The 13,868-nt window shown below is 71.0% G+C and carries 16 protein-coding genes; 8 read left to right on the forward strand and 8 right to left on the reverse strand.

Annotation, left to right across the window (positions count from 1 at the left end):
* The first annotated feature begins 61 nt into the window (after positions 1–61).
* Positions 62–964, forward strand: coding sequence for a GTPase Era (gene era, locus ACLFOB_RS01380; protein WP_410924471.1), 903 nt, complete (start codon positions 62–64; stop codon positions 962–964).
* Here the strand turns inward: era and ACLFOB_RS01385 are convergent.
* Positions 961–1,134, reverse strand: a complete 174-nt coding sequence (locus ACLFOB_RS01385) for a hypothetical protein (RefSeq protein ID WP_410917095.1) — start codon at positions 1,132–1,134, stop codon at positions 961–963. The two genes, era and ACLFOB_RS01385, sit on opposite strands and share 4 nt — an antisense overlap.
* 138 nt (positions 1,135–1,272) lie before the next feature.
* Here ACLFOB_RS01385 and ACLFOB_RS01390 point away from each other — a divergent pair, with 138 nt between their 5' ends.
* From ACLFOB_RS01390 to ACLFOB_RS01400, 3 genes are all read left to right on the forward strand, one after another.
* Positions 1,273–1,605: a DUF1491 family protein gene (locus ACLFOB_RS01390; protein ID WP_410917096.1), complete on the forward strand. Its 333-nt coding sequence runs from the start codon at positions 1,273–1,275 to the stop codon at positions 1,603–1,605.
* 168 nt (positions 1,606–1,773) lie between these two features.
* Positions 1,774–2,502 (forward strand): DNA repair protein RecO, encoded by a 729-nt coding sequence (gene recO / locus ACLFOB_RS01395; protein WP_410924519.1) that lies wholly within the window; start codon positions 1,774–1,776, stop codon positions 2,500–2,502.
* Positions 2,499–2,975: a TrmO family methyltransferase gene (locus ACLFOB_RS01400; protein WP_410924473.1), complete on the forward strand. Its 477-nt coding sequence runs from the start codon at positions 2,499–2,501 to the stop codon at positions 2,973–2,975. Before recO ends, ACLFOB_RS01400 begins: the two co-directional genes overlap by 4 nt.
* 28 nt (positions 2,976–3,003) lie before the next feature.
* On the opposite strand, the gene kdsA is transcribed toward ACLFOB_RS01400, so the two are convergent.
* The 3 genes from kdsA to ACLFOB_RS01415 are packed head-to-tail and all read right to left on the reverse strand — an operon-like array spanning position 3,004 to position 5,572.
* Positions 3,004–3,831, reverse strand: a complete 828-nt coding sequence (kdsA, locus tag ACLFOB_RS01405; protein ID WP_410924474.1) for a 3-deoxy-8-phosphooctulonate synthase — start codon at positions 3,829–3,831, stop codon at positions 3,004–3,006.
* Complete coding sequence (locus tag ACLFOB_RS01410) at positions 3,828–4,619, reverse strand: 3-deoxy-manno-octulosonate cytidylyltransferase (RefSeq protein WP_410924475.1); 792 nt, start codon at positions 4,617–4,619, stop codon at positions 3,828–3,830. The genes kdsA and ACLFOB_RS01410 overlap by 4 nt, the downstream gene beginning before the upstream one ends.
* A complete protein-coding gene (locus ACLFOB_RS01415) occupies positions 4,619–5,572 on the reverse strand; it encodes an SIS domain-containing protein (protein ID WP_410917103.1) in 954 nt (317 codons plus the stop codon). Before ACLFOB_RS01415 ends, ACLFOB_RS01410 begins: the two co-directional genes overlap by 1 nt.
* Positions 5,573–5,716: 144 nt before the next feature.
* Between ACLFOB_RS01415 and ACLFOB_RS01420 the strand changes: the two genes are divergently transcribed.
* Positions 5,717–7,039 (forward strand): UDP-glucose dehydrogenase family protein, encoded by a 1,323-nt coding sequence (locus tag ACLFOB_RS01420; protein ID WP_410917105.1) that lies wholly within the window; start codon positions 5,717–5,719, stop codon positions 7,037–7,039.
* 122 nt (positions 7,040–7,161) lie between these two features.
* Positions 7,162–8,097: an EamA family transporter gene (locus tag ACLFOB_RS01425; RefSeq protein WP_410917107.1), complete on the forward strand. Its 936-nt coding sequence runs from the start codon at positions 7,162–7,164 to the stop codon at positions 8,095–8,097.
* 73 nt (positions 8,098–8,170) lie between these two features.
* On the opposite strand, the gene ACLFOB_RS01430 is transcribed toward ACLFOB_RS01425, so the two are convergent.
* Positions 8,171–8,455 (reverse strand): hypothetical protein, encoded by a 285-nt coding sequence (locus ACLFOB_RS01430; RefSeq protein ID WP_410924477.1) that lies wholly within the window; start codon positions 8,453–8,455, stop codon positions 8,171–8,173.
* Between the two features lie 48 nt (positions 8,456–8,503).
* On the opposite strand from ACLFOB_RS01430, the gene ACLFOB_RS01435 reads away from it, so the two are divergent.
* Positions 8,504–9,550: a GlxA family transcriptional regulator gene (locus tag ACLFOB_RS01435; protein WP_410917676.1), complete on the forward strand. Its 1,047-nt coding sequence runs from the start codon at positions 8,504–8,506 to the stop codon at positions 9,548–9,550.
* A 688-nt stretch (positions 9,551–10,238) separates the two neighbouring features.
* Here ACLFOB_RS01435 and ACLFOB_RS01440 read toward each other — a convergent pair.
* Positions 10,239–10,733, reverse strand: coding sequence for a DUF892 family protein (locus ACLFOB_RS01440; RefSeq protein ID WP_410917675.1), 495 nt, complete (start codon positions 10,731–10,733; stop codon positions 10,239–10,241).
* Between the two features lie 176 nt (positions 10,734–10,909).
* Here ACLFOB_RS01440 and ACLFOB_RS01445 point away from each other — a divergent pair, with 176 nt between their 5' ends.
* The gene (locus ACLFOB_RS01445) at positions 10,910–11,110 is read left to right on the forward strand and encodes a CsbD family protein (protein ID WP_410924479.1); all 201 of its coding nucleotides are present in this window, start codon (positions 10,910–10,912) and stop codon (positions 11,108–11,110) included.
* A 78-nt stretch (positions 11,111–11,188) separates the two neighbouring features.
* Here the strand turns inward: ACLFOB_RS01445 and ACLFOB_RS01450 are convergent, their stop codons facing one another.
* Both ACLFOB_RS01450 and ACLFOB_RS01455 read right to left on the reverse strand, forming a co-directional pair.
* A complete protein-coding gene (locus tag ACLFOB_RS01450) occupies positions 11,189–12,670 on the reverse strand; it encodes a trypsin-like peptidase domain-containing protein (RefSeq protein ID WP_410924481.1) in 1,482 nt (493 codons plus the stop codon).
* 184 nt (positions 12,671–12,854) lie between these two features.
* The gene (locus ACLFOB_RS01455) at positions 12,855–13,721 is read right to left on the reverse strand and encodes an alpha/beta fold hydrolase (RefSeq protein WP_410917672.1); all 867 of its coding nucleotides are present in this window, start codon (positions 13,719–13,721) and stop codon (positions 12,855–12,857) included.
* Between the last annotated feature and the right edge of the window lie 147 nt (positions 13,722–13,868).

Raw genomic sequence — 13,868 nt, forward strand, 5'->3', positions numbered from 1 at the left:
GCCCCTTTCAAAGCCGCCCGCGTTGCGCTAGCGAACAGCGGTTCGCCCGAGGATTGCCCCCATGACCACCCGCGCCGGATTCGTCGCCCTGATCGGAGAGCCCAACGCGGGCAAGTCCACCCTCACCAACCGCATGGTGGGGGCCAAGGTGTCGATCGTCACCCACAAGGTGCAGACCACGCGCGCCCGCATTCGCGGTGTCGCGATCGAGGGCGCGGCGCAGATCGTCTTCGTGGACACGCCCGGCCTCTTCACGCCGCGGCGCAGGCTAGACCGGGCGATGGTCGCCGCCGCCTGGGGCGGGGCTGCGGACGCCGACGTGATCGTGCTGCTGGTCGAGGCGCATCGCGGGATCACGCAAGGGGTGGAGGAGATCCTCGCCCGCCTGCCGGAGATCGCGCGCGGCCGGCCCGTGGCGCTGGCGATCAACAAGATCGACCGGGTGAAGGCAGAGGCGCTTCTGGCGCTGTCGAAGGACCTCAACGCCCGCTTCGACTTTACCCGCACCTTCATGATCTCGGCCGAGAAGGGGCACGGCGTGGACGACCTGCGCCGCTGGCTGGCCGATCAGCTGCCAGAGAGTCCCTGGCTCTATCCCGAGGACCAGATCGCCGATCTGCCGCTGCGGATGATCGCCGCCGAGATGACGCGCGAGAAGGCGACCCTGCGCCTGCATCAGGAACTGCCCTATCAGCTTACCGTCGAGACCGAGAGCTGGGACGAGCGCAAGGACGGCTCCGCCCGCATCGACCAGGTGATCTATGTCGCCCGCGAGGGGCACAAGGGCATCGTGCTGGGCCACAGGGGCGAGACGGTCAAGGCGATCTCGAAGGCCGCGCGTGAGGAGCTGGAGGAGTTCCTGGGCCGCAAGGTCCACCTCTTCGTGCAGGTGAAGGTGCGCGAGGGCTGGATGGACGAGGCCGCGCGTTACCGCGAGATGGGGCTCGATATCCGGGACAGCTAACGGTCCGCGAGCCACCGCCAGACCAGCCAGCCCGCCGCACCCAGCAGCGCGAGGTTGCCCAGCGGCAGCAGCACGATCCAGCCGCCCGGCAGCGCGCCCGCGGCCGCCGCGAGATTGGCGGCCAGCCCGAAGCCGAGGGCGAATTTCACGGCAAGCGGCAGGGACGGCATGGCGGCAGCCTATGGGGGCTCTCGCTCAGCGGCAAGGCACGGGTGGGGCATTCGCGGAGGATCGAACCCGCCGCGCCGCTGCCTCTGGCCCCGGCCGGGCGCAGAGGCTAACGAAGGCGCAAGGGGGCAGGGTGAGCGATGGCGCGGCTGACGGCTGAATTCTGGGTGAAGGCCTATCTGGCGCGGCTCCGTGCGCTGGGTATCCCGGCCTTCGTCACCGCGCATGGCGACGACCATGCCGGCGCTGTGCTCGTCAAACTCAACACCCTCGACGGAAGCGCGCGCGCCTTCGTGCGGCGCTGGGATTTCGCAACCGACGCGCGGCGCTGGGAGGTGCTTGCCGAGGGGGCAGAGGCCGATGTGGACGCCACCCTCGCGCGGCAGCGGCGCACCGATCCCGATCTCTGGGTGATCGAGGTGGAGGATCGGGCGGGCCGCCACCTGCTGGACGAACCGGGGCTCTCCGACTGAGCATCAGTGGTCGATGCGCGGGCTCGCGCCGTCCGGCACCAGCGCGCCGTGGCGCGGCGCAGGGCACGGTCCCTGTCTTCCGGGTCATCCGGCAAACCGGCGGTCTCCGCCTGCGGTTCGCCTGCGCCCTTGTGGTGGCGCCGGGGGCGCGGAATACTGCGGGCCATGATCGAATGGCGCGACAGCGGCATCCTGCTTTCCGCCCGCCCGCATGGCGAATCGAGCGCCATCGTCGAGGTGTTCACCGAGACGCAGGGGCGGCACGCCGGCGTGGTGCGGGGCGGTGCCTCGCGCCGCATGGCGCCCGTGCTTCAGCCCGGCGCGCAGCTCGACGTCAGCTGGCGGGCGCGGCTTGCCGAGCATATAGGCGCCTTCACGGTCGAGCCGCAGCGCGCCCGGGCGGCACAGGCGATGGCCGACCGCCGGGCGCTGGCGGGATTGCAGGCGGTGACCGCGCTGCTGGCCTTCTGCCTGCCGGAACGCGCGCCGCATCCCGCGCTCTACCGCCGGTCCTCAACCCTGCTCGACCTGCTCCCCGAGCGCGACCTCTGGCCGCTGGGCTACCTGCGCTGGGAACTCGCCCTGCTGTCCGAGATGGGCTTCGGCCTCGACCTCTCGGCCTGTGCGGCCACCGGCGCGACCGAGGGGCTGGCCTATGTCTCCCCGCGCACGGGGCGTGCCGTCTCTGCCGCGGGCGCGGGGAACTGGGCCGACCGGCTGCTGCCGCTGCCGCCCTGTCTGCTGGGTGCGGGCACGGCCGAGGACGCGGAGGTGGCGCTGGCACTCGGCACAACCGGCCATTTCCTGCACCATCACCTTGCGCCGCACCTAGGCGACCGCCCGGTGCCCGAAGCGCGCCGGCGTTTCATCGAGTTGCTGGCGCGGAGGGCGGCATGAGCACGCGAGAGGGAGAGCAGGCGCTGGGCTTCGACCCTGCGGACCGCACCTTTGCCGGGGTCGCCGCCATCGGGCGCATCCGGTCCGCCTGGGCGCCCGGGGATTGCCCGCGCAACCTGATGCAGGCGCGCGAACGAGGCGGGGGCGATGCGCGGCTCGAGATCGACGCGGCCTACAGGCCCGGCCTATACGGGCTGGACGAAGGCCGGTGGATCTGGCTTCTGGCGTGGTATGGCGACCGCCGCCGCGACCTGGTCGTGCAGGCACCGTCACATGCCGACGGGCCGCGCGGCACCTTCGCCCTGCGCTCGCCGGTCCGCCCGAATCCGGTGGCGCTGCAGCTGGTTCGGATCACGAGGTTCGATTCGGGTGCCGGCGTGATCGGTATCGACGCCACCGATGCCTTCGACGGCACGCCGATCGTCGACATCAAGCCCTGGCTCGATACGGTGGACATGCCCCCGCCCGGATGACTCCCGACCCGTCCCGCGACACCGGAATTCAGTCTGCGGCGCCCTTCACGAGATCGTCCAGCGCGCGCAGGCGGCGCAGCAGTGCCGGCATGTCGTCCAGCGGCACCATGTTGGGCCCGTCGCTGGGCGCATGGTCGGGATCCTCGTGGCTTTCGACGAAAACCGCCGCGACACCCACGGCCACCGCTGCACGGGCCAGCGGCGCCACGAACTCGCGCTGCCCGCCCGAACTCTTGCCCATGCCGCCGGGCAGCTGCACGGAATGGGTCGCGTCGAACACCACCGGGTAGCCCGTGCGCGCCATGATCGGCAGCGCGCGCATGTCGGAGACCAGCATGTTGTAGCCGAAGCTGGCGCCGCGCTCGGTCAGCAGGATGCGGGTGTTGCCGGTGCTGGCCACCTTCTCTGCCACGTTCTCCATGTCCCAGGGCGCGAGGAACTGGCCCTTCTTGACGTTGATGGCGGCCCCCGTGCGGCCCGCCGCGAGCAGGAGGTCGGTCTGCCGGCAGAGAAAGGCGGGGATCTGCAGGATGTCCACCGCCTGTGCCGCGCGCGCGCAATGCTCGGGCGCGTGCACGTCCGTCAGCACCGGGCAGCCGATCTCTCTTCGGACGGCGGCGAGGATCTCGAGCCCCGCCTCCATCCCCAGGCCGCGCTTGCCCGACAGCGACGAGCGATTCGCCTTGTCGTAGCTCGCCTTGAAGACGAAGGGCGTGCGTGCCTGCTCTGCCGCCTGCGCCAGCCGCTCGGCCAGCATCAGCGCGTGATCGCGGGATTCGAGCTGGCAGGGGCCGGCGATGAGAACGAAAGGCAGGTTCTGCCCGATCTCGACGCCGCCCACGGTGACTGTGGTCATGCGATGCCTTCCTTTGCGAGCGCGGCCTCTATGCGGTCCACGTCCACGGGGTTGTTGAGTTCCCAGAAGACGCGGCCGCGCGCCTCGACCTCCACGCAGTGCACGGCGGTGCCGTTCTCGAGAAAGCGCAGCTGTTCCAGCCCCTCGGCGCGCTCCAGCGGACCCTCGGGCCACTGCGCATAGGCCGAAAGCGCCGCGGGACGGTAGGCATAGACGCCGACGTGGTGCCAGACCGGCGGCGCTGCCGTCAGGTCGCCGACATGCGGCAGCACCTCCTTGGAGAAATAGAGTGCGCGGCCGTCCGCGCGGCAGACCGCCGTGGTGCCGCCCACGCGGCCCGCGCGCCGGTCTTCGACCAGTTGCGCCAGCGCACCGGGCGAGCAGCGCAGCACCGGCGTCGCCACCTGCATCGCGGCATCCGACTGCATCGCCTCGATCAGCGCCTCGACGAACCACGCCGGCGTGAGCGGCGCGTCGCCCTGCAGGTTCACGACCAGATCGGGCGCCGGGTCCATCTGGGCCAGCGCCTCGGCGCAGCGCTCGGTGCCGTTGCGCGCGAAGCCGGAGGTCATCAACACGGAGGCCCCGAAGCCGCGCGCCGCTTCCGCGATCCGCTCGTCGTCGGTGGCGACATGCACCTCTGCCACGCCGCGCACGGCCTGCGCCGCCTCCCACGCGCGGCGGATCAGCGGCTTTTCAGCGCCTTGCGCGCCGCGCAGGCCCACGAGCGGCTTGCCGGGGTAGCGGGTCGAGGCGTAGCGCGCGGGGATCAGGACGGCCACGCGCATCAGGCGACGCCCGCCCGCAGCGCGTCGTGGATATGCAAGAGGCCGAGCAGCCGCCGCTCGCCGTCCACCGCGAAGAGCGCGCTGATCTTGTGGGCGTTCATCACGCCCAGCGCCTCGGTCACCAGCGCGTCCGCCGCGATGGTGCGGGGGGTTTTCGTGGCCACCTCGCCGGCCGTGCGCTCCATCAGGCCGTCGAGGCTGCGGCGCAGGTCGCCGTCGGTGATCACGCCGCTCAGGCGGCCGTCCTCGACCACCGCGGCCACGCCGAAGCCCTTGGCGCTCATCACCACGAGCGTCTCGCCCATCGGCATCTCGGGGGGCACGACAGGCAGCTCCTCCCCGGTGTGCATCAGCGCCGAGACCTGCAGCAGCTGCGCGCCCAGCGTGCCGCCCGGATGGAAGGCCAGGAAATCGGCCCGGTCGAAACCGCGCTGCCGCATCAGCGCCACGGCCAGCGCGTCGCCCAGCGCCATGGTCAGCGTGGTCGAGGTGGTGGGGGCCATGCCGATGGCGCAGGCCTCGGGCGCGTCGGGCAGGGCGAGCACATGGTCGGCGGCGCGCGCGAGGGTGCTGTCCGGGCGGCGGGTGATCGCGACAAGCGGGATCGCGAAGCGGCTGGCATGGGCGATCATGTCCGCGAGTTCGCGGGTCTCGCCGGAGTTCGAGATCAGGATCAGCGCGTCGGCGCGGGTGATCATGCCCAGATCGCCGTGGCTGGCCTCGGCCGGGTGGACGGCCTGCGCAGGCGTGCCGGTGGAGGCGAGGGTGGCCGCAATCTTGTTGGCCACATGGCCGGACTTGCCGATGCCGGAGACAATGATGCGCCCCCGCACCGACAGCAGCAGCGTCACCACCGCCTCGAAACTCTCGGGCAGTTCCTCGCTCAGCCGGGCGAGTGCGGCGGCCTCGGTGCGCAGCACCTCGCGCGCGATCTCGGCGGCGGAAGGTTTCATGGGGGTTTCGGGCGCGGTCATTTCCGGTCTCGCATTGCGTGCGCTCCCCATACCCTGCATGCGGGCGCTGTCCAAGCCGGCCCGCGTTGACCTGCGCCGCGCTCTGGACGAAAAGGCGCGCGCCGCAACACGGGATCGGGACCGATGAAGATTGCGATGATCGGGACGGGCTACGTCGGCCTCGTCTCTGGGGTCTGCCTGTCGGACTTCGGGCACGAGGTGGTCTGCGTCGACAAGGACGCGGCCAAGGTCGAACGGCTGAAGCGCGGCGAGGTGCCGATCTTCGAGCCGGGGCTCGACCGCCTGCTGGACAGGAACGTCGAGGCCGGGCGGCTGAGCTTCACGCTCGACCTGGCCGAGGCGCTGGAGGGGGCGGAGGCTGTCTTCATCGCGGTGGGCACGCCCACGCGGCGCGGCGACGGGCACGCCGATCTGACCTATGTGATGGCCGCGGCGGAAGAAATCGCGCAGGCCGCGCCCGATGGCATTGTGATCGTCACCAAGTCCACCGTGCCGGTGGGCACCAACCGCAAGGTGCGGCAGACGGTGGCGCGCGCCAATCCCGCGCTCGACTTCGACGTGGCCTCGAACCCCGAGTTCCTGCGCGAGGGCGCGGCGATCGAGGATTTCATGAAGCCCGACCGCGTGGTTGTGGGCGTGGAAAGCGACCGCGCGGCGAAGGTGATGGAAGAGATCTATCGCCCGCTCTACCTGCGCGACTTTCCCATCGTGGTCACCGACCTCGAATCGGCCGAGATGATCAAATATGCCGCGAACGCCTTTCTCGCGGCCAAGATCACCTTCATCAACGAGATCGCCGCGCTCTGCGAGCGGGTGGGCGCGGATGTGAAAGAGGTCTCGAAGGGCATGGGCCTCGACGGGCGGATCGGCAACAAGTTCCTGCACGCCGGCCCCGGCTTCGGCGGGTCGTGCTTTCCCAAGGACACCCGCGCGCTCGCCCGGATCGGGCAGGAGCACGCGATGCCGATGCAGATCACCGAGGCGGTCATCAAGATCAACGACGAGATCAAGCGCCGCATGGTCGAGAAACTTTCGGACCTCTGCGGCGGCAGCTTCAACGGCCGCACGGTCGCGGTACTGGGCGTGACCTTCAAGCCCGAGACCGACGACATGCGCGAGGCGCCCGCGCTGACCATCGTGCCCGCGCTGGTGGGCGGCGGCGCCACCGTGCGCGTGACCGATCCGCAGGGCCGGCGCGAGGGCGAGGCGCTGCTTCCCGGCGTGACCTGGTGCGACGATCCCTATGCCGCGGCAGAGGGCGCCGACCTGCTGGTGATCCTGACCGAGTGGAACGAGTTCCGCGCGCTCGACCTTGGCCATATCGCGGGCACCATGCGGACGCCGCGGTTGGCCGATCTGCGCAACGTCTATTCGCCCGAGGCAGCGCGCGCAGCGGGGTTCGACGCCTATGTCGCGGTCGGGCGGAACGGCTATGGTCAGGAGTGATTTTCGCGCGCCGCCGATGTCGCGATTCGTCAGGCCGGTCGCGCAGGGACGGGTAGCGTCGCCGCGCGAGCCGCATGCCGGCCGCGCGATTCCTTTGGGCTGAACGGCGGAGGCACGGCGTCATGCGGGCGCTCGACGGGCTGGGTTATCGCGGCGCGGTAGGGCTGACGCTTGTCGCCTCGCTGCTCTGGGGCGTGTGGTGGATTCCGATCCGCTGGCTCGAGGCCGAGGGGCTGGAGGGCGTCTGGGCCAGCCTCGCCATGGGGCTCGCGGCGCTGCCCGCCTTCGGCCTGCTTGCGCTGCGCGACCGCAGCGGCGCCGTCACCGCGCCCCGCGCACTGCTGGGCGCGTTGCTGATCGGGCTGGCCGCGATGCTCTACGGCTCGGCGCTGGCCTTCACGGACGTGGTGCGCGCGGTGGTGATCTTCTACCTCGCGCCAGCCTGGTCCATCGCCATCGAGTGCCTGTTCATGGGCCGGCGGCTGAGCCTGCGCAGCGCGCTGGCGCTGGGCCTGTCGGCGCTGGGGGTCGCCGCGATCTTCGGCTTCCGGATCCCGCTGGAAGGCTTCGCCGCGGGCGATCTTGCCGCGCTGCTTTCGGGCCTGTCCTGGGCGATCGGCGCGGCGCTGGTCTTTGCCCGGCCGGGCGGCAGGCCGGTCGCGCTGTCGTTCTTCGCAACGCTCGGGCTGGTGCTGGGGGCAGGCGCGGTGCTGGCGCTGGGCGGGGCTGCGGCGGGGCACTGGCCCGGCTGGGCCGAGGCCTCTGCCGCCGTGCCGCTCGCGCTGGCGACTGGCCTTGCCTACCTCGTCCCCATCCTGCTGGTCACGATCTGGGCCGCGCAGCGCCTCGCACCCGCGACGATGAGCTTCCTTCTGACGGCGGAGATCATCGCCGGCGTCGTCTCGGGCGCGCTCTTTCTGTCGGAACCCTTCGGCTGGGCGGAGGCGCTGGGCGCCGCGCTCATCATCCTCGGCGCCGCGGCAGAGGCCATCGTGCCGCCTGCGCGCCGCGCCGCGCCCGTCGATTCCGGGCGAACCGGGGCGCAACGGGGCGGCTAGGTTCCTGCCGAACCCGATCCGGCGGTGTCGTGCGCTTCGTCCCCCGCGGCCGCGGGCGTCTCGAGCGCCGCGGTCACCATCCGGCAACAGCCCTCCGCATGGCGAGATCTCCGGTCACGGCGTGGATGTCCGTGCCGCCATGCGCGGCGGCGAAGCGCGCCAGCCCGTCAGCATCGCGCGTGCCGCGCGCGACCGCTGCGCCGTCGTCGCGGAAGGCGGCGGCGCTGGCCGCGCCGATCCCGCCCGCGCTGCCGGCGACCAGAACGCGCCTGCCGTCGAACCGCATCGCATCCTCCTGTCGTGCCGGGCGCGGAAACAGGCGCAGGTCCGGCACGACCTGACGGAAAGCGACGGGCATGGCGACTTTCGCTAGGTTCGGTGCGGGATTCCGGATAGCGTTCGGGGCATGACGCAACATGACGACGCATCCTTCGCCACGCCACGGCTGGGACGCGAGGTGCAGTTCCTGCTGATGCCGCGGTTTTCCTCGCTCGGGCTGATGCTGCTGACCGAGCCGCTGTTCCTGGCCAACTGGTTGCTGGGAGAAACCCGCTATTCCTGGCGCCTGCTGTCGATCGACGGGGGGCGGGTGCCGTCGAGCGACGGGCAGTTGCACGGTGTCTCGGAGGGGCTGTCGGCGCTCCGGCCGGACTGCACGACCTTCGTGCTGGCGAGCTTCGAGGCCAAGACGCACTGTCGGGCCCCCGGCGTGGCGAATGCGCTGCGGCAGGTGGCGCGGCGCGGGGCCCTCGTCGTGGGGATCGAGACGGGCTCCGTCGCGCTGGCGCAGGCGGGACTGCTCGCGGGGCGCAGGGCCGCCGCGCACTGGGACGCGGCGATACCGCTGATGGAGCTGCACCCGGACGTCGAGGTGACCGACACCGCCTTCGAGATCGACGGGCGCGTGGCGACCTCGGCCGGGGCGCTGGCCAACCTCGACCTGATGCTGCACCTGATCGCCGTTACCGACGGGCCGGGTCTGGCCGACCAGGTGGCGCGCCACTTGCTGCATCACCGGCCGGAGGCGGCGCGCACCCTGCGCGCCTCGGACCCGCTGTTGCGCGAAAGCGCCGTGAACGCCCGGATCGGGCGCGCCGTGCAGCTGATGGAGGCGACCCTGGAAGAGCCGCTTTCGGTGCCCGAGCTTGCCGCGCGGCTGGGCATCTCGCAGCGGCAGATGGAGCGCGACTTTCGCGCCGTCCATGACATGTCTCCCAGCCGGTTCTACCGCCAGTTGCGGCTGAACCTCGCGCACCGCCTGTTGCAACAGACCGATCTGTCGGTGACGCAGGTGGCGGTGACGGCGGGTTTCGTCTCGTCCGAGCATTTCTCTCGCGCCTACCGGGCGCAGTTCGGCGTCCCGCCCAGCCGCGACCGGGTGCAGAGCACGGATGCGCCCGCGGCCTGGATGCCCAGCGGGGCGCATGATGCGATGCTTCGGCCGAATCGCTGATCCGGACGGGAACCATTCTCTTCCAATGGTGTTGGACGGATGCGCCTTTTGAAAAAGAGGTGCCTGTCCCTCCCCAGGGCGGTCGCGTTTCCCGCGCGGCCGCCCGCCTTTTTCTTGTCCGTCCTTTTCCCGCCGTTTGTCCGGGAAAGCCCGCACACGGCGCGGATCGCATATCCTTTCCTCCCGCCCCGGTCATTTCGGAACATCCTGCCGGAGGCAGCGGTTGAACCGTTGAAATCCCCGAAACGATGGAGGATCCGATGCCCCAAGCGAAACCCGCAGCCCCGCGGCCCAAGTCGGGTTGGAAGGAAGTGCTGGGCGGCTGGCTGGAAGGTCTGCTTCCGCCGTCTCCGCCGGGTCGGCCGGCGAAGGCGCCCCTGCGCGCCGGTGCGGCTCCGCGTCCCGAGCGCAGGCCCCGACTCACCCGGCGGCCCTGACCGGAACAGGTCCGGCTCTCTGCCGGTCTTGGGGCATGTCGGGCCTGAGCCTGACCCGGCATGCCTAAGGGCGGTCGCGGCATCCGTCCCCGCCGCGGCCGTCCATCCCTTTCCTTCCCGCTCTCCCCTTGTTCACACGCCCAGAATCACTGTGATCCGCGCAACGTGAAAGGCCCGCGCAGAGAATCTGCGCGGGCAGTCGGCTCGCGCGCCGGAGGGAACGACGGCGCGCGAACGGGTCGGCCGGCGCGTCAGGCCGCGTCGCGGTTGACGTGGCCCGTCGCGATATCGGTGAAGACGCGGTCGCCGTCGTAGGACTTGTCGAGGCACTCCTGCGCGGCTTCCGCTTCGGCATCGAGCTTCAGGCGCTTGGCGAAGGCGCGGATCGTGCCGTAGCCCGCTATGGCGAAATGCGCCATGCGCTGATACTGTGCGATGATCGCCGCATCGCGCGCGTCGGGATCGCTGAAGCGCTCTTCGAGGACGTCCTTGCGTGCCTCGCTGACAAGGCCCTCCATCCCCTTGCTGTGGTCCCCACCCGGTTCCGCGCCGTGGGCACGGGCAAGCTGGGCCATCGTGTCGCGACCGCGCGCAATCCCCTGGACGCCGCGTTCCAGCGCGTCCCTGAGGTCCTTCGCGTGGGCCACTTCGGCCATCTTGGCTGTGATCTCCTCGGACTGGCGGCAGGCGCTGTACATCTCCTGCACTTGTTCGAGGTAGAGGTCTCTCAGATCGTCGGTCGCCATGGCAGCGATCTCCTTCTTCTGAAATCCGGTCGCAGGCGCGTCTCGTGCCTGCCATCCGGTCATCAACGGATCGCGCGGTCGCGGGTTCCGTCGCTGGGTCCCGTGCCCATGGGTGGAACTTCGCGGCGGCGCCCGGACTTTCAGCACTGTGATCCGCGACACGAAAGGAGGACACGATGAACTGGGACCAGATCAAGGGCCGCTGGAAGGAAATGACCGGGCGGGTCCGCGAACGCTGGGGCGAACTCACCGAGGACGAGGTGCAGCAGGCCGCCGGCAACCGCGAGCAGCTGGAGGGCCTGATCCAGCAGCGTTACGGCAAGACCAAGGAACAGGCGCGCGAGGAAGTCGACAAGTGGGCGTCAGAACAGAACTGACTCCCCGACCACGACGCAGCGAAAAGGCCCCGCCGGAGCGATCCGGCGGGGCCTTCGCCTGCGCGGAGGTCTGGGCGCTCAGTCCTCCGTGCCCTCGCCAAGCCGCACGGCAACGAAGCTGTGGCTGCCGTTGCGGAACACCCTGAGCAGCAGGGGGTCGCCGGCGTCGAGCGCGGATTCAGCGGCATCCCGCAGCCCGCCCACGTCCGTCAGGTCCGCACCGTCGGCCGAGGTCAGCACGTCGCCCTGCCGAAGGCCCGCGCGCGCGGCGGGCGTGCCGGCATCGATCGCCGCGACGAAAAGCCCCGAGACATCGTCGGGCAGATCGGCGCGCGCGCGCAACTCGCGGTCCACCGGCGCGACGGAGACGCCCAGGCGCGCTTCGTTGGGCTCCGGTTCGGGATCCTGCGGCGGAGGGGGTGCAGCGGCGAACAACGTGGCCGGCTGCTGGCCGATGGTCACGCTCAACTCGCGCGTCTCGCCCTCTCGCAGCAGGGTCACGGGCACTTCGCTGCCGCTTTCCAGCTCGGCGACGGCGAAGCTCAGCGCGCGGGCGTCCTCGATCTCTTCGCCCTCGATGCCGGTGATCACGTCGCCGGGCCGCAGGCCGGCCTCTGCCGCGGGGCTGTCATCGGTCACCTCGGCCACCAGCGCGCCGTCCGTCGCCTCCTCCGGCAGGTCCAGCGCATCGGCGAGGTCCGCGTCGACCGGCTGCAGGCGCACGCCCAGATAGCCGCGATCGACCTGTCCCTCGTCCTGCAGGTCGGCCACCACGTCCTGCGCCACGCGGGACGGAATGGCGAAGCCGATGCCCACGTTGCCGCCCGAGGGCGAGAAGATCGCCGTGTTGACGCCGACGACCTCGCCCTCTGCGTTGAAGAGCGGCCCGCCCGAATTGCCGCTGTTGATCGCGGCGTCGGTCTGCAGGAAGTCGTCGTAGGGACCCGAGCGGATGTCGCGCGACCGGGCCGAGAGGATGCCCGCCGTCACGGTGGTGCGCAGGCCGAAGGGGTTGCCGATGGCGACGACCCATTCGCCGATCTGCAGGTCGTCGGAGGCGCCCCAGTCGACGAAGGGATGCGTCTCGTCGGTCTCGACCTTGATAAGGGCGAGATCGGTCGCCGGGTCCGTGCCCACCACCTCTGCCTCGAGGCGCGTCTCGTCCCGCAGCACCACCTCGACGCTTTGCGCACCTTGCACGACATGGTTGTTGGTCACCGCGTAGCCGTCGGCCGACACGAAGAACCCCGAGCCCTGCGCGCGCATCGGGCCGCGCGGCGGCTGCGGCATCCGGTCGCCGAAGAACTCCTCGAACCCGGGGGGAAGGCTGGGGCCGGGTACCGGCCCTGTCTCGCGCGGGGGGGCGGTGGACAGGACGCCGACGACGGCGGGCAGCTTGTCGGCCGCCATCTCCTGGAACCCCGGGGGCGTGTCGTAGCTTGCCTGCGGCGCCGTGCCGTCCGCCGACTGTTGCGCCCCGAGCGGTTGCGTGGCGACGAGCAGCGCGGCGAGCGCTACAGCACTGCCGCGTGCCGGTCGCGTGGCGAAGGATGTCTGCATGAAAAGGCCTCTCGTTTTGCCGGGCAGGTAATCCGCCCCTTGGACAATCCGCATCTGCAGGCGGATGTTCCCGCAGGCAGGAAATCGCCACGCGCCCTGCCCGGTTGCGTGCAAGTCGATCGGGGCAGGGCGCGTGAACCGCCCGGCACGGGCCCGGCCCGGCCGGGGCGTCGGGCAAGCTGGATCAGACCGGCAACGCCCGATCGGCCGGCACCGCCCGATCGGCTGGCAGCGCCCACCCCGCTTCGGCGCCAGCCGAGGGAGCACTCTGCCCGTCCTCCAGCCAGGCCCGAACGGTGCGCGCAAAGCGGTCGGGTGCCGTGAGCATGGGCAGATGCCCGCTGTCGACGATTCGCGCCACGCCGAAGGGAAGCGCCCGCGCCAGCGCCATCTGGTGTGCATAGGGCACGACCGGATCGCGGGCGCAGACGACCACGGTCACGGGCACTTCAATGTCTCCGAAGCGTTCCAGCGCGCTCTGTGCCCGCACCCAGATGGCAAGCGCGCGCGCGGTGCGGGGGCACCCGGTGGCCAGCTCGCGGCGCATCGCATCGGGCACCGCGCGCAGGCGTTCGCCCGGTGCGATGGACGCGGTCATCCAGGCGGCGAAGCGGTCCGTGTCCGCGAGCCAGCGCCGCATCAGCACCTTGGCCGAGATCGGCCCGACCAGCGGTGTCCCGGTCACGAGCCGGGTGCGCAGCGCCACGGGCTTGCGGCAGTCGCCGGCATGGATCGCGCCGACCACCAGCACGCGTTCGACCAGTTCGGGATGTTCGCGCGCGATCATCAGGGCGAGGTAGCCGCCCAGCGAATGCCCGATCAGCTGCACGGGCCGTCCCCCAGAGCGTTCCGCGATCCGGTCCGCCATGTGCTGCGCGAGCGCGGCATCCGGCTGCAGCAGGCCCTCCGCCTCCGGCAGGATCGGCGCATCGCCGCGATGGCCCGGCAAGGGCGGCGCGTCGCACGGCGGGTCGTCGAGCGCCGCGCGCAGCGGCTGCCACACCGCGGGGCTTTCGAGCAGCCCGTGGAGCATGACAAGCGGCGGGGTCATGACGCTGTCGTATGCTGTTGCGGGATGTACAGGTGCATCCGGTTCTCCACTCTGGGCGCGACAGGAGCTTGCGCCGCTTCCGCCGTGAAAGCAGGGATAAAACGTGCGTGAACCGGTGCGGTTCCGGCGCGGCGACGCTTCTTCAGC

The sequence above is a fragment of the Rhodosalinus sp. genome (assembly GCF_046542825.1).
In the GTDB taxonomy this organism is placed as follows: domain Bacteria; phylum Pseudomonadota; class Alphaproteobacteria; order Rhodobacterales; family Rhodobacteraceae; genus Rhodosalinus.